This window comes from Acetobacter malorum, from assembly GCF_001580615.1.
Classification (GTDB): domain Bacteria; phylum Pseudomonadota; class Alphaproteobacteria; order Acetobacterales; family Acetobacteraceae; genus Acetobacter; species Acetobacter malorum.
Genome location: NZ_LHZC01000057.1, coordinates 349323 through 371520 on the forward strand (window position 1 = coordinate 349323; position 22198 = coordinate 371520).

Genomic DNA, 22198 nt, shown 5'->3' on the forward strand with positions numbered 1-22198 from the left:
ACGACATGTTCTTCACCATGGAGACAAGATCCCGCGCTTACGCCTGAGACTCTCGCAGCAGAGCAGCCTCAATCAGAGCAACGGTTTCCGCCACCCCATACAGAGCCACAAAGCCACCAAAGCGCGGGCCTTCCTTCTGGCCCAGAAGCACTTCATACAAACAGCCAAACCAGCTGCGCAGCGGTTCAAACGCGTGGCGCTTGCCAATTTCGAACACAAGATTCTGCAGGGTTGCGGCGTCGGAAGCCTCGCCTTCATACCCACGCAGGGATTCGGCAAGGTCCACCAGAGCCGCACGTTCCTTGTCCGTCGGGGCGCGGAAGGTTTTGGCCGGACGCACGAAGTCCGCATAATAGGCAATCGCGTGGCTGACGAGGTTGGCCAGCATCGGGTGACTGTCCGGAGAAACGGACGGATCATACCGGCGGATAAAGCCCCACAGCACTTCCGGCGTTTCCGCATTGGCCACACTGGCCAGATTGAGCAGCATGCCAAACGGCACCGGGCTGCCAGCATCCGTCGGGATATGGCCTTTATGGATAAACCAGGCCGGGTTGGCCTTCAGGTCCACGCTCTCGCTATCGGCTGCCTGCAGCGCCTTGGCTTTTTCCACATGCGTCAGATAGTCATCCGCCGTTTTGGGGATCACATCAAAGAACAGGCGTTTGGCGCGCTGCGGCTGGTTGAACATGAACTGGCCGAGGCTTTCCTGCGGCGCATAGCGCAGCCATTCCTCAACCGAGAGGCCGTTGCCCTTGGATTTGGAAATCTTCTGGCCGTTTTCATCCAGAAACAGCTCATAGGTCAGGCCAGCCGGAGCCGTGCCACCCAGAATACGGCAGATGCGGCCAGACAGACGGACGCTGTCGATCAGGTCCTTGCCGGACATTTCATAATCGACGCCCAGAGCATACCAGCGCATGGCCCAGTCGGCCTTCCACTGCATCTTGGCGTGGCCGCCCGTTACCGGTGTTTCAAACGTCTCACCATCCGCATCGGTCCAGCGGACCGTGCCCGCTGCGGCGTCAATGGCGTCCATTTTCACCTGCATCACCTCACCCGTGCGCGGGTGCAGCGGCAGAACCGGAGAATAGGTGGCCCGACGGTCCGGCCCGAGCGTGGGCAGAATGACCGCCAGAATTTCATCATGCACTTCCAGCACCCGCTTCAGCGCGGCATCAAACCGGCCCGACGTATAGTAGGTGGTGGAAGAGGCAAATTCATACTCAAAGCCGAAGCTGTCGAGAAAGCTGCACAGGCGCGCGTTGTTGTGCGCTGCAAACGACTCGTGCGTGCCAAACGGGTCCGGCACGCGGGAGAGCGGCTGGCCGATATATTTTTCCAGCAGTTCCCGGTTCGGCACATTGTCCGGCACCTTGCGCAGGGCATCCATATCATCCGAGAAGGCCAGCAGGCGCGTCGGGCGGCCTGTCAGCGCCGTATAGGCCTGACGCACCCAGGACGTACGCGCCACTTCCCCAAACGTGCCAATGTGCGGCAGGCCGGACGGGCCGTAGCCGGTTTCCAGCAGCGCAGGGCTTGCCGCCGTGTCCGGTTTGGCAGCCGTGCGGGCATCCACATGCTCGGCAAGTTTTCGCGCTTCCTCAAAAGGCCAGGCGCGGGGAAGAATGGGTTCGGGGTTTGAGCGGTTCTCGGACATGGTGCGGAAGCTATGAACTGCACCGCTCCCGGTCAATCCAAAAACACGCACGGCCTTGCTCTCTTACAGAGTTATGAGGCCATTGACCGCAGGCAAACGCGGCCTCATTTTTCCAAAAGCCGCTTGCTCCCATCCAAGGGACCACGCTGAAAGGACCGGTTTTTCATGCGTCGCACCGCAGCCCTCATTCTGATTGGTAATGAGATTCTCTCCGGTCGCACCCGAGACGACAACATCCAGTTTCTGGCCACGCGGCTTGGAGAACTGGGCATTCCCCTGCGGGAAATCCGCGTTATTCCCGATATTCGTGAAACGATTGTTGAAACGGTGACGGAACTCCGCGCCAGATTTGATGAGGTTTTCACCACCGGCGGCATTGGCCCCACGCATGATGATATTACCGCACCATGCATGGCCGAGGCGTTTGGCGTGCCGTGGGAATTCCATCCAGCCACGTTCAAGCTGCTGGAAGATTTTTTTGGTGCGGAAAAATTCAATGCCGCCCGCCAGCGTATGGCGAAACTGCCGCGTGGGGCCACCCCCATCCCCAATTCCGTCTCCGTGGCACCCGGCTTTACCATCGGCAATGTGCATGTGATGGCCGGGGTGCCCCGCATCATGCGATCCATGTTTGAGGCTCTGGCCCCTTCCCTGAAACAGGGCGCGCCGGTCTTCTCCCGCACATGGTACACGCCGTCCCTTTATGAAGGCACTCTGGCCGAAGGCTTGGAGGCGATTCAGGACAAGTTCCCGGATCTGGATCTCGGGTCCTACCCTTTCCATCGTGAGGATGGCCGTCGGGGCGTGGCCCTAGTCGCCAAAGGGCAGGACAAGGCCGAGGTCGAAGCGGCGGCTCAGGCCATTTATGATCTGCTCAAAGAAAAGGGCGGCGCTCCCGTAGAAGGGGAACCACCGCCCTGAAACCTTAAAGCGTTAAGGCCTGTCCGTTCAGGACAGGTTTTCACGCCCCATGGCGAGGAACTTCTCGCGCCGCAGTTCCTTCAGCCGCGCCGGAGCCAGCGGCGTGAGGGTCTGCAATTCTTCCGCCAGCGCATCATGCACGGAGGCCATCGCCGCTTTCGGGTCGCGCTGCGCGCCGCCCACCGGCTCGGGGATAATCCGGTCAATCAGCCCAAGGCGGGACAGATCCTGCGCCGTCAGCCGCAGCGTTTCAGCTGCTGTGCTGGCCTGCTTAGGGTCACGCCACAGGATGGACGCACAGGCTTCTGGCGAAATGACGGAGTAGATGGCGTTTTCCAGCATCATCACCCGGTCACCCGCACCCAGAGCCACCGCCCCACCGGACCCGCCTTCACCAATCACGGTGGCAATCAGCGGCACCGGGGCTTCCAGACAGACTTCAATAGAGCGGGCAATGGCTTCGGCCTGACCGCGCTGCTCGGCATCAATACCGGGCCATGCGCCTGCGGTGTCGATAAAGGTGAGAATCGGCAGGTTGAAGCGGCCTGCCAACTTCATCAGCCGCTGGGCCTTCCGGTAACCTTCCGGGCGGGCCATGCCAAAATTGTGGGCCAGACGGGTTTCAAGGTCGGAACCACGTTCCGTGCCAATCACCACCACAGGCTGACCATCAAAGCGGCCCATGCCGCCAATAATGGCTTTATCATCCGCATACAGCCGATCCCCCGCCAGCGGCGTGAATTCGGTCAGCAAGGCGTTGATATAGTCCTGCGTGTGCGGGCGCTGCGCGTGGCGCGCCACCTGCACCTTCTGCCAGGGTGTGAGCTTGGCATAAATGGCACGAAGATGCTTCTCCGCCTTATCTGAAAGGCGGGCCGTTTCTTCGGCGATATTGACCCCGTCGGGGTCGGTCATTTGCCGCAGCTCGTCGATCTTGTTTTCAAGTTCGGCGACGGGCTTCTCGAAATCCAGGAACTGACGCATGGGCAAGCGGATAGCACAGCCACGCGTAAAACCAAGCCACTTCGTGCATGCCGCGTCGTTTAACCTGTTTTTTCGGTCTGCCCGGTGCGCTCTGCGGCCAGCGGATGGTAAGACTCCACGGCCTGTTTCAGCCGCTCTGTCTGCACATGCGTATAGATTTGTGTGGTGGCGATATCCGCGTGCCCCAGCAGCATTTGCAAGGCCCGCAGGTCCGCCCCGTGCGCCAGCAAGTGCGTTGCAAAGGAGTGGCGCAGCACATGCGGGGAAAGCCGCGCCGGGTCCAGCCCGGCCTGCAGGCCGACTTCATAAAGAATTTTATCAAAAGCCTGCCGGGTCAGCGGTCTTTTCGGGTCACGCCCCGGAAACAGATAGGGGCTGGCTTTGGGGGCATCCTGCGCCAGCAAGGCCTGCGCGGCCTCTCGCGCACTGTCCGACAAGGGCACCAGCCGTTCCCGGCCGCCCTTCCCTCGCACCACCAGCATCTGCCGCTCGCCTGCCAGCGCCTCGCGCGGCAGAGAGAGCAATTCTGAAATACGCAGGCCGGACGCATAAAGCAGTTCGAGCGCAGCCCGCGCCACCAGTCCACGTCGCTGTTTGGCCTCCGAGGCCTCGGGCGAGACCGCGCAGGCGTCGATCAACGCGACAACTTCCGATTCGGAGAGAAAATGCGGCAACGAGGCCTCAGGCCGGGGGGCGTCGAGATGCGCCGCCGGGTTATCCTCGCGCAGTCCTTCCCGCAGCAGAAACAGGTAGAACTGTTTAATACAGGAGAGCCTGCGGGCCACGGTGCGGCGGGACTGCCCGCTGCGGCCCATATCGGCCATCCATTCCGCAAGGCCTGCGGCACTGGCCTGCAGCAGGGTTTCCCCCTGCGCGGCCAGCGATTCTTCACAGCAGGTTAAATCCGCTGTGTACGCGGCCAGAGTGTTGGGTGCGGCGGCCCGTTCAGCCGCCAGCATTTCCAGAAACAGATCTGTGCCGCGTGCATCCGTGCTCACGGGTGCACGGGGGCAGCCGGAACAGGAACAGTGACAGGCGCGGTTGCCGGAGCAGACCCGGCAGCAGGAGCCTGCGCCGGAGCAACCGGTGAGGTCACAACCGGGCCACTCGGCCCTGCGGGCACCAGAGACGCAGCAGACGGACCCTGTGCGGCAGGCGGCACAGCGGCGGCGGGATTAGCCGCACCAACCGGAGTCACGGTCGGGCCTGCCGGCGGGACCGGCACCATAGCGGCGGCAGGTGTCGCGGCAGGCGGGGCCGCGAGCGGAATATCCCGATGCACAGCCTGCGGCACAGGCGGGTGTCCGGACAGGCCGAGGGCGGAAAGCCCCCCAACCAGAGCAACACAGATAACGGCAGCAACCAGAAGAACCGTGCGGTTCATATGTTTTGGCTCCATAACAACAGAGATAAGTACGTTCTCTCTGCTCTATGGTAAGCTGCGTTTCATGTCATCACGTATCTCGTACCCACCCCCCGACGCTGCGGAAAGCCCACCGATTCCCCTTGATCTGGAAAGAGTGGGGCGCTGGCCTGCAACCAGCCTCATTCCGTCCGGACGCAGCATTGTACTTGTTGGTCTTATGGGCGCCGGCAAAACCACCATTGGCCGCCGTCTGGCCACGCGGCTTGGCCTGCCGTTTGTGGATGCTGACGTAGAAATAGAACGCGCAGCCGGCTGCTCCATTGCCGATGTGTTCCGCCTGTATGGCGAGGCTGCCTTCCGCGATGGCGAACGCCGCGTGATTCGCCGCCTGCTGGAAGGACCGCCTATGGTGCTGGCCACCGGCGGCGGCGCGTTCATGAACGCCAGCACCCGCGCTCTGGTCCGTGCGCGCGCCATGTCTGTCTGGCTGCGCTGCCCCCTGCCGGTGCTGCTGCGCCGTGTGCAGGGCCGGACGCATCGCCCTCTTCTGAATGAAGCCTCTCCGCGCGATGTGCTGGCACGCCTTATGACGGTGCGTCACCCCATTTACGCCGAAGCCGATGTGATTGTTGATTGCGGAGACCACAACGTGGACCAAAGCACGACCCGGGTGATTGAAAGCCTGGCCCTCTCCCGCAGGCCTGTCCGCCTGCCCGTTGCCCTTGAGCATGCTGCTTATGATGTGGTGATCGGCACCAATCTGATCAGCCGGGCCGGAGCGCTTCTGGCACCAGTGCTGCCGCAGAAGAAGGTCATCATCATTACAGATGAGAATGTGGCCGCTCTGTATCTGCCCGCTCTGCAGGAAGCTCTGACGGAAACCGGCATTGAATTCCGCGCCCTGACCATTGCGCCGGGCGAGCACTCCAAGTGCCTGAAGACCTATGAACGCCTGACCGACGCGATTCTGGAGGAAGGCGTGGAACGCCGCACCACCATTATTGCCCTTGGCGGCGGTGTGGTGGGAGATCTGGCAGGCTTTGTGGCCGCCTCCACCCTGCGGGGGCTGCCGTTTGTGCAGATTCCCACCACCCTGCTGTCTCAGGTGGATTCGTCCGTCGGCGGCAAAACCGGCATCAACACTCGCTGGGGCAAGAATCTGCTGGGCGCGTTCCATCAGCCGCTCTGCGTTCTGGCCGATGTCTCCGCCCTCAGCACGCTCCCCCAGCGGGAACTGGTGGCGGGGTATGCGGAAATCGTAAAATCCGGCCTGATTGGCGACCCTGAGCTGTTCCAGTGGTGCGAAAAAAACGGGGACTCCGTTCTGGCGGCAGACCCCGATGCCCTGACAGAAGCGGTGCGCCAGGCCTGTGCCTTCAAAGCCCGCGTCGTTGCTGCGGATGAGCGCGAGGCTCAGGCCAGCAATGGCCGCGCCCTGCTCAACCTTGGGCACACCTTTGGCCACGCGCTGGAGGCCGAGCTGGGATATGACGGCCGCCTGCTGCATGGCGAAGGCGTTTCCATCGGGCTGAAACTGGCCTTTGCCCTCTCGGTAAAGCTCGGCGTCTGCCCGCCGGAAGATCTGGCACGGGTGGAAGCCCATCTGAGCGCCCTGAAGATGCCTGCAAGTATTACTGACCTGCCATACAGCTTCCGCGTAGCAGATCTTATGGCGCACATGCAGCGCGACAAGAAAATGCAGGATGGGCGCCTGTCTTTTGTTCTTGTGAACGGAATCGGAAAAGCCTTTACCAGCCGTGACGTACCGGCAGAAATGGTACGGGACGTTCTGATTGAAGATGGTTGTAAAGCCTAGAAAACTGCGCCTTCCGCGGCGGGTTCTCTCCAACAGCAGGAACCTGCCGCAATTCCGCCTTATTCAGAAACGAGACAGACGCGGCATTTGCAACCTGGCAATGTTGAACGCAAGCAGTCTTGAGCTGAATAGTTAAGTATGCAGCAGCAGCATCTTGGGATACCGAAATGAACTGTTGCAAATAAAACACGGTTATGGCTTCTAATCACCAAGAGCACGAAGCTTCGGGTTTCTATTTGGGAACCGATCGTTTTATACGGCTTTAGGCATCTTGCTGGCACTGACCGCTAAATGGTTAGCGGCAGAGTCGAACAGATGAAAAATATTGAGGACGAAAAAATGCGTCTCCGCACGGCGTTACTCGCAACGACACTGATGGCAGCGGCTCCGGCGGCCGCATTCGCCACCACGATCACGGGCCCTTATGTTGATCTGGGCGGTGGTTACAACCTGGTGCAGAACCAGCACGCTCACACTTCCGGCTTTGCCGGCGGTGCTGACAGTGCTCAGAACACCTCTTCTTCCCAGTTCCGTCACCATGACGGCTTCACCGGCTTCGGTGCATTCGGCTGGGGCTTCGGCAACGGCCTGCGCGCGGAGATCGAAGGGGTATACAACTACTCCCAGATCAACCACCAGGGCGGCACGAAGGTTCCGGGCAGCACCCGTGGCAGCGACCAGTCTTATGGTGGCTTCATCAACGTGCTGTATGACATCGATCTGAAGCAGTTCGGTATCGACGCACCTGTGACCCCGTTTGTTGGTGTTGGTGCAGGTTACCTGTGGCAGCATTACAACCCGACGCAGACCAACTTCGCTAACGGCAACACCAGCCGTCTGGGCGGCACGAACGGTGGGTTCGCGTATCAGGGCATCGTCGGTGCTGCATACGACACGGGCATCCCGGGCTTCCAGGTGACCACGGAATACCGCATGATCGGTCAGCCGGGCTCCTTCTCTGATGGTGCGTTCACCTCTACGGCGAACTACGCAAACGGCGGTCACGGTCGTGGCAACACGAACTTCGATCACCGCTTCAACCACCAGTTCATCCTGGGCCTGCGTTATGCGTTCGATACGGCTCCGCCGCCGCCGCCGCCGGCTCCGGTTGTAGCAGCTCCGGCTCCGCTGCCGGCTCGCTCCTACCTGGTGTTCTTCGACTGGGATAAGTCTGTCCTGACGTCTCGCGCTCGCCAGATCGTGGCAGAAGCTGCTCAGGCTTCCACCCACGTTCAGACGACCCGCATCGAAGTTAACGGCTACACCGATAACTCCGCTGCTCACCCGGGTCCGCGCGGTGAAAAGTACAACTTGGGCCTGTCCCTGCGTCGTGCTAACAGCGTGAAGGCTGAACTGATCCGTGACGGCGTGCCGGCAACCGCGATCGACATCCACGGCTATGGTGAATCCAAGCCGCTGGTGCCGACCGGCCCGAACACCCGTGAGCCTCAGAACCGTCGCGTGGAAATCATCCTCCACTAATCGACCGGTTCCTTGTGATCGGAAAAAGGGGTACCTTCGGGTGCCCCTTTTTTTTGCTCCGTTCTTCCCGCCCCGCCTGAGGGATTCTGCGTGACCCGTTCCCCATCCCCTGCCCCTTTCCAGCCGGACACACCTGCCCCGGCGTCTGGCTCAGCCCCCCGCGCCAAACTGATTCGCCTGCTGAAATTCGGCACGGTGGGCGGGCTGGGTCTGGTCTGGGATTCGGGCACCCTTTACGCTTTACGCCCGTTTATCGGGCTGACGGCAGCAACATTGGTGGCTTACTTTGTGGCCGCCACGATCAACTGGATGCTCAACCGGCTCTGGACCTTTAAAGGGGCGGGGCAGCATGACCACCCGGTGCTGCAATGGCTCCGGTTCCTGCTGGCCAACAGCCTTGGCTTTCTGCTGAATCGCGGCACGGTTTACACGCTGTTTTACACGGTGCCGCTATGCGTGACCTATCCGGTTCTGGCGCTGGCCGCCGGCTCTCTGGCGGGCATGTTCGCCAATTTCAACCTCAGCCAGAAAATGGTTTTCCGGGAGAAACCGCCAGCCTCTGTGGAAGAGCTGGCGGAAAGTGCCATCGCCTTTCCAACGTCACCCAAAAACCCCACAGCGGAGCCATAACGCGCTCTTCACCCCGCCCCGCGCGCTAACCCCTTTCAGAGCCGCGCCGGGTGCGCTACATCTGGCAACGGGTTAAAGAAGCCTTTCCGCTTTTCGCCTGGCCGTGAGGACTTTTCCTGCAAGGGAGATCACGCGCCCAACCAGTTTCAGGACCGTCTGCCTCACGCCATGCTCACAACAAACGATATTCGCACCACCTTTCTGGAGTATTTTGCCGGACAAGGGCATCAGATTGTGCCCTCATCGTCGCTGGTGCCGCGCAATGATCCCACCCTGCTGTTCACCAATGCGGGGATGGTGCAGTTCAAGAACGTCTTTACGGGGCAGGAAACCCGCCCCTACTCCCGCGCAACCACTGCGCAGAAGGTCGTTCGGGCAGGCGGCAAGCATAACGATCTGGATAACGTTGGTTATACGGCGCGCCATCACACCTTTTTTGAAATGATGGGCAACTTCTCCTTCGGCGATTATTTCAAGCCCGAAGCGATTGAACTGGCCTGGACCCTCATTACCCGCAACTTTGGCCTGCCTAAGGATAAGCTGCTCGTCACCGTGTATTCGGAAGATGAGGACGCGGCTGGCCTGTGGCGCAAGATTGCCGGGCTGGATGACAGCCGCATTATCCGCATCCCCACGTCCGACAATTTCTGGCGGATGGGTGATACCGGCCCCTGCGGCCCGTGTTCTGAAATCTTCTTTGACCATGGTCCGGATGTTCCCGGTGGCCCGCCCGGTTCCCCGGATGAAGATGGCGACCGCTTTGTCGAGATCTGGAATCTGGTCTTCATGCAGTTCTTTGAAGATCCGCCGGGCGTGCGCTCTCCGCTGCCCCGCCCCTCCATTGATACCGGCATGGGGCTGGAACGCTTTGCTGCCATCATGCAGGGCAAGCGCGACAACTATGATACGGACACCTTCGTTGCCCTGATTAAGGCCTCTGCCGAAGTCACGCAGCAGGCTGCCGATGGCCCGTTCAAATCCAGCCATCGCGTTGTGGCCGACCATCTGCGCTCCACAGCCTTCCTGATCGCCGATGGCGTTCTGCCGTCCAAGGATGGCCGTGGTTACGTGCTGCGCCGCATCATGCGTCGCGCCATGCGCCACCTGCACATGATGGGCACCAAGGAGCCGGTTTTCTACAAACTGCTCCCGGCCCTCATCCAGCAGATGGGCGGCGCGTATCCGGAACTGGTGCAGGGTGAAGCCCTCATCCGTGAAACCATGCGCAATGAGGAAGAACGCTTCAAAGCCATGCTGGATCGCGGTCTGGGCCTGCTGGAGGAAGAAACCTCCAAGCTGTCCAGCGGTGCGTCTCTCCCCGGTGATGTCGCCTTCCGCCTGTATGATACGTTCGGCTTCCCGCTGGATCTCACGCAGGACGCCCTGCGCGGCAGCGGTCATGGCGTGGACGTGGACGGGTTTGACGCCGCCATGAACGAACAGCGCCAGCGCGCCCGTGCCGCATGGGTTGGCTCTGGTGACACCGCGATGGAAACCGTCTGGTTTGAAGCACGGGACAAATTCGGGGCCACCGAATTCCTCGGTTACAGCACGGAACAGGCTGACGGTGAGGTTCTGGCCGTTATCGCCAACAACGGCTTCCTGAAAGACGCCGGTGTAGGCACGGAAGTTGCTGTGTTGCTCAACCAGACACCGTTTTATGGCGAAAGTGGTGGTCAGGCTGGGGATACCGGCTTCCTGACGGCGGCTGGCGTGCGCGTTGCCATTACGGATACGCAGAAAAAAGCAGGCGATCTGATTGTGCATTACGGTACCGTGACCGAAGGCACCCTGCGCCCCGGTCTGGCCGTAACGGCCACGGTGGATCATGACCGTCGCTCCGCCATCCGCGCGCATCATTCCGCAACGCATCTGCTGCATGAAGCCCTGCGCCGCCGCCTTGGCGACCATGTGGCCCAGAAAGGCAGCCTGAATACGCCGGACCGTCTGCGCTTTGACGTCAGCCAGCCCCGCCCCATCACGCCGGAAGAACTGTCGGAGATTGAGGCCGAGGTGAACCGCCGGGTGCGTGAAAACTCCCAGGTTGTCACCCGCTCCATGACGCCGGAACAGGCCGTGGAAGAAGGCGCTATGGCCCTGTTTGGGGAAAAATACGGCGATGAAGTCCGTGTTGTCTCCATGGGTGGCCCGGATGAGAACAAGTCCGCATGGTCTCTGGAACTCTGCGGCGGCACACATGTGGATCGCACCGGGGATATCGGCCATTTCCGCATCACGTCTGAAAGTGGTGTTTCCGCTGGCGTGCGGCGTATTGAAGCCGTGGCCGGCACCGCAGCAGAAGCGCTCGCCATTGCGAATGAACAGCGCCTGACGCAGATGGCCGCCATGATGAAAGTCAGTGTCGCCGATGCGCCGGAACGTCTGGCCCTGCTGCTGGAAGAACGCCGCACCATGGAACGGCAGATTTCTGCCCTTCAGCGCAAGCTAGCGGCTGGGTCTGTTGAATCTGCCGGTGTGGAACAGGTCGGTGCTGCGCGTCTCGCCACCCGCAATGTGGGTGAAACCGCGCCGCGTGAACTCAAGGGGCTGGCGGAAACCATCCTCAAGCAGGGCAATGCGGATGTGGTCGTGCTGATTTCCACCGCCGATGGCAAAGGCAGCGTTGTGGCTGCTGTTGCCCCAGCGCTGACGGAAAAAGTCGATGCCGTTGCCCTTGTCCGCGCAGCCAGTGCTGCGATGGGCGGCAAGGGTGGCGGTGGCCGGCGCGATATGGCGCAGGCTGGCGGCCCGGATGCCGGTGCCGCCGATGCCGCTTTTGCAGCCGTGCGGGAAACTCTGGCCGGTCTGGTCTGATCCTTCTCCGGCGCAGGGGAACGTCCGGCACGGTCCCCTGTTTTCTTCCCACACTCCGGCCTTTTGCATGAGGACCCCTCCATGTCCCTGATCGACTCTTTCAAACTTGTTCTGGCTCCGCCCCACCCGGAAGCGAAACCGTTCCTGCTGGCCTCTGGTGCCACAACGCTGGTCACCCGTTTTCTGGGCAAGAAGCTCTCCTGCCCGCTGCTGCGTCATGCGGGCACCGCCAGCGGCCTGTTCTTTGGCTTCTGCCTCTATTTCTTCCGGGACCCGGAACGCACCACCCCGGCCCGCAGCGATGTTGCTGTTGCCCCGGCTGATGGCCGCGTGGTGTCTGTTGAGAAAATCGCTCCCCCGGCAGAGCTGGGCATGGGCACGGCCCCGGTCTGGCGCATTGCCACGTTCCTGTCCGTGCTGGACGTGCATATCAACCGTATGCCCGCTGCTGGCACCGTGACGCGCATCGCCTACCACCCCGGCCAGTTCCTGAACGCCAGCCTTGATAAGGCGTCTGAACTGAACGAACGTAATGCCCTCAGCCTGACCCTGCCCGATGGCCGGATGATGGCCGTGGTGCAGATTGCCGGTCTGATTGCCCGCCGCATTGTGTGCAGTGTGTCTGAAGGCATGAAGGTGGAAGCGGGTGAACGCTTCGGCCTGATCCGCTTTGGCTCCCGCACGGACCTGTATCTGCCGCCGGGCGTGGAACCGCTGGTTTCCGCAGGCCAGACCATGGTGGGTGGTGAAACCGTGATGGCGCGCCTCTGATCCCGTGACAGATCCGCAGACACCAGCGCAGCTTCCGGCTGCCTCGCCATCTCAGGCACCGCTTACCCCCCGAGGGCTGCGCCGCAAACGGCTGCGCAAACGGGTGCGGACCAAAAAAATCCGTGGCCCGTCCTTCAACCGGCTGATCCCCAACATTCTCACCATGCTGGGGCTTTGCTCGGGCCTGACGGGCATGCGCTTTGCTGTGGAAGGTCGCTTTCAGGCCGCCGGGATCGCCCTGCTGCTTTCTGCCTTTATTGACGGGCTGGACGGGCGCATTGCGCGCCTGCTGCGGGGTTCCACACGCTTTGGCGCAGAGTTTGACAGCCTTTCAGACTTTGTCTGCTTTGGCGTTGCCCCCTCGTTCCTGCTGTTTTTCTGGGCGTTGCAGGATGGCGGTCGCTACGCGTTTCTGCCGTGCCTGATGTTTACGGTCTGTATGGCCCTGCGTCTGGCGCGTTTTAACGCCACGCTGGATGGTGAGGAAGAAAAGCCGAAATACGCCAGCAACTTCTTCACTGGCGTTCCGGCTCCCGCCGGGGCCGGGCTGGCGCTGTTCCCACTTTTTCTGGGGCTGGAAGCGCAGAAGCTGGGCATCGACTGGCTCTATCGCCTGACCCGCCTGCCCTGGCTGCCTGCATTCACACTCATCAGCACAGCGTTTCTGCTGGTGTCCACGCTGCGGGTCTGGTCTTTCAAAAACTTCAAGGTGCCGGCGCAGTATGTACTGCCCGTCATGCTGGGCACGGGGGCATATACAGCCGTGCTGGTGGCAGACCCCTGGGGCGCACTGGCCGCCGCTGGCGTGATTTATATGATCCTGCTGCCCCTCAGCCATTTCAGCTTTCTCAAGCTGAAAAAAGCGGCTGAAGATCTTCAGGAAGAGGTTGAGGACGAACCCTCAGCCTGAGCCCCTCTGGCGGGCGGCACACGCTGCCCGAACAGAGAACACAATCCGTCCAGCACCTGCTGGGGGGATGGTGGGCAACCGGGAATTTGCAGGTCGATCTTCGCCTTGCGGTCCAGCCCACCCAGAACGGAATAATTTTCCGGGAAATAGCCGCCATCCATGGCGCATCCCCCCACGCAAATCACCCCTTTGGGTTTCGGCATGGCCTGCCACGCCGCTTCCAGCACGGGGGCCATGGTGCGGGTGAGTGTACCTGTCACCAGCAACACATCCGCAGAGCGTGGGGACTGCACAAAGCCAAAGCCTGCGCCTTCCATATCATACGGGCCAGTTGCCAGAGCTTCCAGTTCCATGCCGCAGCCGCCGCAGCCGCCGGTATCCACATGGAACAGCAGCAGCGGCCAGCGCGGCCCAACGGGTTTCAGGCGCGGGCCACCCTGCCGAAAAGCGGCATCAAACACTGCGCGGATCAGCCCCATGACTGCAAACCCTTCCTGTCCTGTTCTCTAGCCATCAAGTGCCGCCGCATTCACCCCGAGGGACTGGCGCACAAGAGCCAGATCCGCCACATCCTGCCCTGCCAGCGTCTCTTCAAAGACCATCAGAGCGGCAGGGGCCGGGTCATGCACAAACACCTGCGCTACGCGGCCAGCATGCAGACGCACCCAATAGAGGACGTTACCCCACGGGCCTTCCGTCATCCCCAGCCCTTCCCCATCCTCAAGAGTAAGGTCCACACGGCCACCGGCAGTCAGCCCCAACCGGGGGCCTGCCTCGCCCAGCATGCGCAGGCTTTCACCAATTTCATCCAGCAGAACAAGAGCACGATCTTCCGCCGTGCCGCCGTGTCGGCCAGCGGTCAACCGCCAGAGGGTCTGGTAAACGCGCTGCGTGCGCCGTCCGTCACAATCCTTCCCACTGGCTCGTGCCACCGGTCCATCCAGCCCCACACGGTCAAGCAAGGTAGCATCCACCTTGCCTACCCCACTTAGACGAACAGAAAGTGCTGGATAGGTGCGCCAGAGTGTGGCCAGCCCCGGATAAATCTCTTCACCCAGCTTTGCCAGACTGATGCAGAGATCGCCCAGACCTGTCGCCTCGCGCAGACTGGTGCCGCCGGGCACACAATGGTCCATGAGCAAACGAGACCCGATGACCGGCGCGGACTCTGCAAGCAACTGTTCCCGAAACCACGCACAGCGCGACGCCACCACCAGCGCTCCGGCACCCCGCGCCAGCCCGGCCAGCGTGTGCAGATGCAGCAGAATGCGTTCCAGTTCCAGCAACACCACACGGATCAGCGACGTTTCCGGCCCCACTGCACTGCCACACGCGGCTTCTACAGCCTGACAGAAGGCCGCCTGATGCGCCACAGAGCATCCGGCCGCCACACGCCCGCTCAACCGGCAGGCATCTTCCAGACGGCTATTCCGCCAGCGGGCCGCAAGCCCGCGATGCGCATAGCCGGACACCGTTTCCGCCTGCGTGATGGTCTCGCCCGCCACGGCCATCGCCACATGCAAGGGCGTTTCCATGCCGCCGGTTGCTGGCCCCGCGCCGGCGTTCACACCGCCAGCCGCCAGCAAGGCGTCAGACGGCTGAAAACTGATCTGCCCTTTATGCCCCCCGGCAGGGCCGGGGGTGGCGGCCAGCGGTGCAGTCGCGGACCAGACATCATGGTCCACCAGCGGGCGCACATCGACTGCCCACATCCCTTCCGCGCCATACAGGTCATACGCCCTGCGCTCATACAGGCTGGAAACCGGGCGTACGGAAGAAAGTGCCGGATACCGTCCATCCTCGAGCGCCAGCGTGGCTGCCAGCGGCTGCGCGGGGGAGAGCATGAACAGGGCATGCACATCCGTGCCGTCACACCACAGCCCGACAAACGGCAGCGTATCCTTTTCAAGTGCAGCGACCATATCGCGCCAGCCGAGTTCATCCAGCCGGAAGCGCCAGGGGGTGTCCGTCTCCTGCCCGGCGCGGATCAGGCTTACAGCATCCATCAGAACGCTCCCAGCATCATGGCCAGCGGCACCAGAAATCCGGTCAGCACCAGCACGGAACAGGCCACCCGGCCCGCAGCATCTTCAGGCCACAAATCCTGCGTGAACCCTTCCACCGGCACGGAACGCACCACCGCGCACAAGATCCCGGCCACGGTCAGCACCGTGACACTCCAGGACCAGTCGCTCAGCATGGAGAGCAGCAGCAGACAGCCCACAAAAGGCGCACCCGGCGGGAAACAGGCCAGCGCCCGCGCCGCCCATGAGCGCCCGGAACGATTGCCCCCGGCCAGACACCAGCCACACAGGAACAGCAACGCCGCCACATCGGCGCCTGCCCCAACCGCCATCAGCGCCAGAGCGGACGGAAAAGTGCGGAACAGGCGCAGCCCCTCATCAGAACGACCAGCACAGGCCGTCAGCCAGACCGAGGCCAGACCTGCCGCGACCAGAGCCGTCTCAAACGCCTCACCGCCATGCACTCGCAGCCGCATGGACAGCAGCAGAGCGGCCCCGGCAAATGGCAGGAACAGGTAGGTGTCGTTTTCCTCACGCCATGACTGACCAAACGGCGTGAGCCCCGCGAGCATAACCAGACCGCACGCCATCATCAGCCCCGCAGGCGCTGAGCCTGAGGGCAGCAGCAGGCCAGACAGCACCAGAAAAATCCCCACAGACCCGGTGCGCACCAGCGCCCATCCGGCCCGCGCCTGCCCGGCGGGGCGGCTGAACACAAACACGCCGTAAGCCAGTGCGGCTTCCAGAATACCAAGCCCGATAATCGGGTCTGGCGCGACGCAGGCCAGCCCCGTCAGTGCGGTCGAAATGTGTGGCAGTCCGCGCAACAGGCGGTCCTGCAAGGTGCCATTTTCCATCACCGTCAGCAGCAGGCCAAACGCCAGCATCACACGGCCTGCGCGCTGGACCGGGTCATCATCCCAGCCCTCCGCAGCAGCACTTGTGGCGGGGAACAGGAACACGGCCACAGCCAGCGCACAGCCAGCCCCGGCCATCCAGATGGCAATCTCGCGGCTGCGCGGTGTGGGCGCGGCCATGACAATGGCAGCCCCCAGCAAAGGCCATGCAAAGGCCAGAGCAGCCAGAAAAACAGGAACGGTCATGCGTCCCTCCCGCGCTCGGTCAGATAGCCTCTCAACCAGACATCCCGCGCAATCATTTCCGGCGTGCGCGGCACAGGGTCGGCTTCTTCCGGGCCAAACGGCTCGGGCTGGTCCGTCGCGCTGGAAGCCTCAGTATCCGACGTATGTTCAGGCGCTTTGTCAGAGGCTTCGGCAGCAGAAACCGCCGCCGGATCCATTCCAGCCTTACGGTCTTCCGCGTCGTCTTCAGAGAGAGCGTCTTCAGAGGGGTCTGTTTTCAGCACGCCGCTTTCGGTGCTTTCCGTTTCTGTCGGTTTAGCAGCGTCATTACTGGCGTCCGGGACGTCATTCTGTTTCACCGTTTCAACATCATCAGAGGCAACCGTTCCTGCATACGAAGCCCTTTTGTCCTGCGGCTCGCTCGTCTCGGCTGGCGGCTGATCGACGTCTGCCTTTGCGTCTCCATCGGAAGGTACGGCTTTCTTTGTCGCCTTATCTGGCCGGGGAAGAGGCTCTTCGTCCTCAGCCGCTGCCTCGGCTTCTGTCCAGATGCGCGGGGCCACCACGGCTTCCGGCCCCAGCCCTCGCGGTTCCGGGCCAGTCGGCTCCACATCGCCCAGTTCAAACCCTCCGGATCGGGCTGAAGGGCGATCAGCACCCGCCCCGCTCTGCGCCGGTGCCACCGCCACCCGCAGCATGACGCGATGCACGCACATGCCACCCAGCAGAGCCACCACGCAGCCCGCCAGCGCTGTAACGCCCACTACCATGACCTGATTTTCAATCACGCCGGAGAGCATGACGCCATCCACACAGGCCAGCAGGCCAGCCCATTGCCAGACCATCGCCTGACGACAGGTTACGGCCACCAGCCCGGCAAGGGCTACGCACAATCCGGCAGGCAAATAGGCTGCTCCGGCGTGGCCCGGCGCTTCCCCCATAGCCGCAGGCGTGCCCGTGGCGAGTTGCAGAATGACCATCAGCCCCAGTGCCAGAAACGGCACCATCGGGCCGGTGCGTTCTCGTGCGCCATCATCCTGATACCGGCTGACAAACCAGACCGGCAGCACAGAAAACAGCACCACACAGACCGCGCCAAATTCCTGCAGGGGAGCCCGCGCATCCACCAGCATGGCCACCGCCGTGACCACGCCCAGCGCGGGCAGAAAGCCAATGCCTCGGGCCACAACACACAGCGCCAGCAGCGGCGCTAAAATGACAGCAAGCGTCATGGTGTTGTGTTCCCCTCATCACTCCACGCTGAGTCCTGCTCGTCCTGCGCGGAGGCCGTTTTGTCCTGTCCCACAGCAGCGGACTGGCCCGCATACGCGACCTGCCAGGCCAGCAGCCCCAGCAGGAACACCGCAGCCAGACGCACACGCGCCCGGCGCGGGAAGGTCAGCACCATCAGCTGCGTGCCAGCCAGCAGAAGGGCCGCAATCGCCAGCTTCGCCACCCAGAACGCGCCTCCTGCAAGACATTGCGCAAGCCAGGGCTCCACGCCGCTTTCACCCGGCAGAGCAAGGCTGCTGGCCCACGCCACATCCCCGGCCAGTGTAATCCAGACCAGTTGCACGCAATCGGTGGCCAGCATCCACAAGGCACGATCAGCCCCGGAAAGCTGGCACGGCAGTTCCGCCCCGGCCTGCCGCCCTTTCCAGGCCGTAACCAGAAAGAGGGCGACGCCCATCAGCACGAACGGTGCGCCATCCCCTACCGGAGAAAGCTGGCGCAGATGCGCAAGAAAGGCGGAAAAATCCTGACCACCTGCCATGACCAGCACCGGAACCAGCGCAGGCAAAAGCAGGCTATCTGCAAGCAGTGCCGCATACCCCGCCAGAGTGGTTGTGCCGCCCTGCACTACCAGCGGCAGACCCAGCAGAAGCGATGCGCCGACCAGTGCTGAACACAGCAGGAAAAAGCCCGGTGCCGGAAAACCTGCCGGAACCAGCGTGAAAACTGGTGTCATGCACGCAGCAAAAACGGCCAGAATCAACGCACCCCGGCAGGCCAGACTGCTCAGCCCATCCCCCCTCTGGCGCAACCCCGGCCTGCGGAACTGATGATGAATATCCTGCCAGCGCCCACCAGCCAGAAAACGATGCTCGCCCGTAAGGCGGCCCGCCAGACGATTGACCCAGCCACTAAACCAAGGGGCTGCCAGAACCATCAGAACAGTTTGCAGGGCCAGAGCCAGCAGGGCGGCAAAAGACCAGCCCCATGTAAGATCATGCGTCATTTTGCAGCAAACAGCCCCAGCAGCAGTCCGGCCCCCAGAAAGAGCAGGATGAGAACCATGCCCTGCGCCTCACACCATGCCACGGTTCTGAACAGCACAGCCTGAAGATAGCGCGCCCCGGCGCTCGTCTTTTCCACCACAGGCCAGTCGGTTGGCTTCTGCTCCGCAGCCCCCAGCAGAACGCCAAAAGCGGTCCAGACGGCAGGCATGGCGGGCTCGGAAATTGGAGCGGGGAGTACCTCGTCATCCTGCTGAACCACAGGCGCACCGTCTCGCCATGCGGCGGCACCGGGCACTGCCGGACGCAGTGGGAACACGCCGAATGCCCGGCCTAGCAATCCGGCTCCCACCACACAAACCGCCAGCGCAAGCACGGAGAACACAGGCGTCAGCGTGATATCAGACCCGGCAAATTGCACCCGCGCCAGCGTCTTCCAGGCAAAATCACGCGGTGTATCTCCTGCAAACAGATGGTCCACCAACGCCAGCCAGCCACCGGGCAGTAAAGTAATGAGTGCCGCACCGCCTGCGCAGATCCATGCTGGCAGCAGAAGCACACTGCTGAGAGACGGGGCATCGCCCCCTGTCAGGGCAGCCTGTGGCCCAGCACCCCCAACAACAGGCTGTTGCTGCACAAAGGTCGCGAACCCCACCCGCAACAGACCGATCATCCCCAACGCCATGACGCAGGCCGCCCCGACCAGAACCAGTAAAAGGCACAAAGCCTGCGCAGGGTGCGTATGAGCGGCGGCCACTTCGCCCGCGTTCAGCAGGCACCAGAAAACAGAAAAGCCCCCCAGCGGCGGCACAGCGGAGAGCAGCAAAAGGCTGCCTCCCAGCGCAAGCCGGCTACCACGGGCCTGCGCTACAGCACTGTTTGGCGTAAACAGCCCACCATCCTGACGTGAGAGCCAGAGGGCTGCCAGCAACGCCAGAAACGGCGCGCCCGTTGCCAGAAGTGTTGCGGTGCGGAAAAACTCTCCGCCTTTTACGGGGGCAGCCAGAGCGAGGGTCAGCATGACCACCAGCCCGCCATAGCCAGCACTCGCCACGCCCGAAAGGATGCCACATGCCGCTGGACTGCGGACCGCCTGCACAGCACCCCAGAGCGCCACGGCCCCACCGCTAACCATCAGCAAGCCCTGCTGCACGGGCGGCAGAACACCCACTTCCGCCAGCAAGCGCCCAAGCAGAAACAGGCCAATGCCTGCAGGCAACACAGCCTCCGGCCCTTTTTGGGAAGAAACCGCCCAGCCCAGCAACAGCACCATCAGGCACAAGGCGGGCGGGGAAAGCGGGCTGTCTGCGGGAATACAGGCCGGGATCACAGCAAAAGGCAGACACACACCTTGCCGCCCACGGTCGGCCAGCAGCACCAGCGCGGTGCCGGCAAGAAGTCCGAAAACCAAGGGAGAAAGCGCTAAAAACGCCAGACCGGTGAGCGCGCAAGCCAGACCGCGCTGCCCCACGCCCATCAGTCCGCCGGTAAAGGCCAGCAGCACCAGCATGGGCAAAGCCGGTCCATCCATGCCGAACACCGGGAACCAGCTTACCCCGCCCTCCAGCCTGCACACCGCGCCGACCAGCGCCAGCAGGCCCAGGCAGCCCCAGACCCCGGCCAGAATTTCAGAACGCCAGGGGGCGCACCGTCGCAACAGGCGCTCGGGCATCACAGCCAGAACCCCCGCCACCACAAACAGCACGAACAAACTGCAAAGAACAAAAGAGGTGAAAATGGAACTCTGGCTCCAGACGTGATGTAAAGACGGGCGGATAACACCATGAGCGCGGTTCTGTGGCAACGCTCACGCCGGAAGGCAAGGTCATGCGCGGGTAATTTGCCGTTATGTCTCCGGCATACGGGCCGCACTCTCCGGCGGCGCGCCGTTCTTTTGGGTTGCCGTCTCCTGCGCCGGGCAGAGCATTTTTTTAAACCATGTCCGGGGCGAGCGGACGGGGAGCGGCGTGGCGGAAAATACATCCTTCACGGCTTCCACCAGCATCAGGCTCCCCAACCCCGGTGAGAGAACTTTTCCGGCAATATCGGACCGTCGCCCCCGGCCCATGCTGGTGCAGGCCTGCCGGGCGGGCAGAAACAAAGCCTCATCCCGCCGCTCCGGCAGCAGCATGGCATGGCCCAGCAGGGTGCGCAGCCCTGTGCGGGAGCAGGCGACATCCTGCGCAAAAGGCGTATTTTTCTGCCGCAACCGCCCGCCCAGTCTGTTGGGCAGAATCATCAATAGCCGTCCGTCATCTTTCAGCACCCGGCCTGCCGCCCGCAACAGAGGCACCATCTGGTCCTCCTCCGCGCAGGCATGCACCAGTATGATCCGGTCAAATGCGTCTTCGTCAAACGGCAGGGCATACGGGTCGACCACGCATTCCCGGTCAGACGCTGAGAACGGCATGAGGGATTGCGCGCTGGCACTGTCAGGCCGGTGGTTTGGCGTCCGGGCGGAAATGCAAAGCGCGCCGCGCCCGCGCCATGCCCCCAGATACGGCCCGGCATAGCCCAGCCCCAGCACACGCTGGCCGCGCAGATCAGGCCAGAACCATTGCAGCCGCTCACGCAGCAAAGCCGCGCAGGTCTGGCCCTCATGGGTCTGATAAAAGGCGTCTGCCGAGGGAGGAATGGCCTTATGCATAGCGGATGTGTACCATGATATCCGCTCCCGGCGCCATGACTGCGCACGCGTCCCCTCAAAGTTTCCACTCTGGAGAATTGCCCCATGTCTCTTCAAACCCGCGCCATCCCGGTTTTGTCAGACAATTACAGCTGGCTTCTGCGAGACACGGAAACCGGCTGCACCGCTATTGTGGACCCCGGAGAAGCCGCCCCCATTCAGGCCGTGCTGGATGAGACCGGTGGGCGACTGGACCTGATCCTACTCACCCACCACCACGCCGACCACGTTGGCGGCACGGATGCCCTGCGCACCCGCTACAACGCCCGCGTGGCAGGCCCTGCTTCCGAAGCCGCCCGCATGCCTGCGCTGGATATTGCACTGCACGATAATGAGACGATTGCCGTTGGCCAGTCTCAGGGCCGTGTCATTGCCGTGCCGGGCCACACACGCGGCCATATCAGCTATTATTTTGCGGAACCGCCGACCCTGTTCTGTGGGGACACCCTGTTCAGTCTGGGCTGTGGCCGCCTGTTTGAAGGCACGGCCGAGCAGCTTTTTGAAAGCCTGAAACGCTTTGCCGATCTGCCGGATGAAACGCTTGTTTGCTGCGGGCATGAATATACCGAAGGCAACAGCGCCTTCGCCCTCTACGCCGAACCAGACAACGCCGCCCTGAAAACCCGGGTGGCGGAGGTCAAACACCTGCGGGCAGAAGGCCGCGCAACCGTGCCTTCAACGCTTGGCGAAGAACGCGCCACAAACCCGTTCCTGCGCGCGCCTGATGCGCCGACCCTAGCCAGATTACGGCGTGAGAAGGATACGTTTTAAAGGCGGATGATAAGCGCAACGAGTACTACCTAAACATGGTAAGG

General features: G+C 62.4%; 19 protein-coding genes. 8 read left to right on the plus strand and 11 right to left on the minus strand.

Going from position 1 to position 22198, the window contains the following annotated elements:
• Positions 1–37: 37 nt before the first annotated feature.
• Complete coding sequence (locus AD930_RS17125) at positions 38–1660, minus strand: lysine--tRNA ligase (RefSeq protein WP_043553235.1); 1623 nt, start codon at positions 1658–1660, stop codon at positions 38–40.
• Positions 1661–1825: 165 nt separating this feature from the next.
• On the opposite strand from AD930_RS17125, the gene AD930_RS17130 reads away from it, so the two are divergent.
• Complete coding sequence (locus AD930_RS17130; protein WP_043552116.1) at positions 1826–2581, plus strand: competence/damage-inducible protein A; 756 nt, start codon at positions 1826–1828, stop codon at positions 2579–2581.
• Between the two features lie 27 nt (positions 2582–2608).
• Here the strand turns inward: AD930_RS17130 and AD930_RS17135 are convergent, their stop codons facing one another.
• The 3 genes from AD930_RS17135 to AD930_RS17145 are packed head-to-tail and all read right to left on the minus strand — an operon-like array spanning position 2609 to position 4949.
• Entirely contained in the window at positions 2609–3565 is a 957-nt protein-coding gene (locus tag AD930_RS17135) for an acetyl-CoA carboxylase carboxyltransferase subunit alpha (protein WP_043552115.1), read from the minus strand.
• Positions 3566–3624: 59 nt separating this feature from the next.
• Positions 3625–4563: a tyrosine recombinase gene (locus AD930_RS17140; protein ID WP_264820979.1), complete on the minus strand. Its 939-nt coding sequence runs from the start codon at positions 4561–4563 to the stop codon at positions 3625–3627.
• Positions 4560–4949 carry a hypothetical protein gene (locus AD930_RS17145; protein ID WP_082781976.1) on the minus strand — a complete coding sequence of 130 codons (390 nt, stop codon included), beginning with the start codon at positions 4947–4949 and terminating at the stop codon, positions 4560–4562. The genes AD930_RS17140 and AD930_RS17145 overlap by 4 nt, the downstream gene beginning before the upstream one ends.
• A gap of 64 nt (positions 4950–5013) precedes the next feature.
• Here AD930_RS17145 and aroB point away from each other — a divergent pair, with 64 nt between their 5' ends.
• From aroB to AD930_RS17175, 6 genes are all read left to right on the plus strand, one after another.
• Positions 5014–6747: a 3-dehydroquinate synthase gene (gene aroB / locus AD930_RS17150; protein ID WP_081894525.1), complete on the plus strand. Its 1734-nt coding sequence runs from the start codon at positions 5014–5016 to the stop codon at positions 6745–6747.
• 339 nt (positions 6748–7086) lie between these two features.
• The gene (locus AD930_RS17155) at positions 7087–8229 is read left to right on the plus strand and encodes an OmpA family protein (protein ID WP_043553226.1); all 1143 of its coding nucleotides are present in this window, start codon (positions 7087–7089) and stop codon (positions 8227–8229) included.
• Positions 8230–8319: 90 nt separating this feature from the next.
• Positions 8320–8859: a GtrA family protein gene (locus AD930_RS17160; protein WP_082781968.1), complete on the plus strand. Its 540-nt coding sequence runs from the start codon at positions 8320–8322 to the stop codon at positions 8857–8859.
• A gap of 168 nt (positions 8860–9027) precedes the next feature.
• Positions 9028–11673 (plus strand): alanine--tRNA ligase, encoded by a 2646-nt coding sequence (gene alaS, locus AD930_RS17165; RefSeq protein WP_061507140.1) that lies wholly within the window; start codon positions 9028–9030, stop codon positions 11671–11673.
• A gap of 81 nt (positions 11674–11754) precedes the next feature.
• The gene (locus tag AD930_RS17170) at positions 11755–12444 is read left to right on the plus strand and encodes a phosphatidylserine decarboxylase (RefSeq protein WP_061507141.1); all 690 of its coding nucleotides are present in this window, start codon (positions 11755–11757) and stop codon (positions 12442–12444) included.
• Positions 12445–12448: 4 nt separating this feature from the next.
• Positions 12449–13354: a CDP-alcohol phosphatidyltransferase family protein gene (locus tag AD930_RS17175; RefSeq protein WP_061507142.1), complete on the plus strand. Its 906-nt coding sequence runs from the start codon at positions 12449–12451 to the stop codon at positions 13352–13354.
• Here the strand turns inward: AD930_RS17175 and AD930_RS17180 are convergent.
• From AD930_RS17180 to AD930_RS17210, 7 genes are read right to left on the minus strand one after another with little or no spacing between them, the layout of a single operon-like run.
• Positions 13321–13833: an NADH-quinone oxidoreductase subunit B family protein gene (locus AD930_RS17180; protein ID WP_043552111.1), complete on the minus strand. Its 513-nt coding sequence runs from the start codon at positions 13831–13833 to the stop codon at positions 13321–13323. The genes AD930_RS17175 and AD930_RS17180 overlap by 34 nt on opposite strands.
• Before the next feature lie 27 nt (positions 13834–13860).
• The gene (locus AD930_RS17185) at positions 13861–15360 is read right to left on the minus strand and encodes an NADH-quinone oxidoreductase subunit D-related protein (protein ID WP_061507143.1); all 1500 of its coding nucleotides are present in this window, start codon (positions 15358–15360) and stop codon (positions 13861–13863) included.
• Positions 15360–16481: a hypothetical protein gene (locus tag AD930_RS17190; RefSeq protein ID WP_061507144.1), complete on the minus strand. Its 1122-nt coding sequence runs from the start codon at positions 16479–16481 to the stop codon at positions 15360–15362. The genes AD930_RS17185 and AD930_RS17190 overlap by 1 nt, the downstream gene beginning before the upstream one ends.
• Complete coding sequence (locus tag AD930_RS17195) at positions 16478–17692, minus strand: hypothetical protein (protein ID WP_061507145.1); 1215 nt, start codon at positions 17690–17692, stop codon at positions 16478–16480. Before AD930_RS17195 ends, AD930_RS17190 begins: the two co-directional genes overlap by 4 nt.
• Positions 17689–18699 carry a hypothetical protein gene (locus tag AD930_RS17200; RefSeq protein ID WP_061507146.1) on the minus strand — a complete coding sequence of 337 codons (1011 nt, stop codon included), beginning with the start codon at positions 18697–18699 and terminating at the stop codon, positions 17689–17691. Before AD930_RS17200 ends, AD930_RS17195 begins: the two co-directional genes overlap by 4 nt.
• Complete coding sequence (locus AD930_RS17205; RefSeq protein ID WP_156477184.1) at positions 18696–20501, minus strand: hypothetical protein; 1806 nt, start codon at positions 20499–20501, stop codon at positions 18696–18698. The genes AD930_RS17200 and AD930_RS17205 overlap by 4 nt, the downstream gene beginning before the upstream one ends.
• Before the next feature lie 42 nt (positions 20502–20543).
• Entirely contained in the window at positions 20544–21344 is an 801-nt protein-coding gene (locus AD930_RS17210) for a class I SAM-dependent methyltransferase (protein ID WP_061507148.1), read from the minus strand.
• An 84-nt stretch (positions 21345–21428) separates the two neighbouring features.
• On the opposite strand from AD930_RS17210, the gene gloB reads away from it, so the two are divergent.
• The gene (gene gloB, locus AD930_RS17215) at positions 21429–22154 is read left to right on the plus strand and encodes a hydroxyacylglutathione hydrolase (RefSeq protein WP_061507149.1); all 726 of its coding nucleotides are present in this window, start codon (positions 21429–21431) and stop codon (positions 22152–22154) included.
• The last annotated feature ends 44 nt before the right edge of the window (positions 22155–22198 follow it).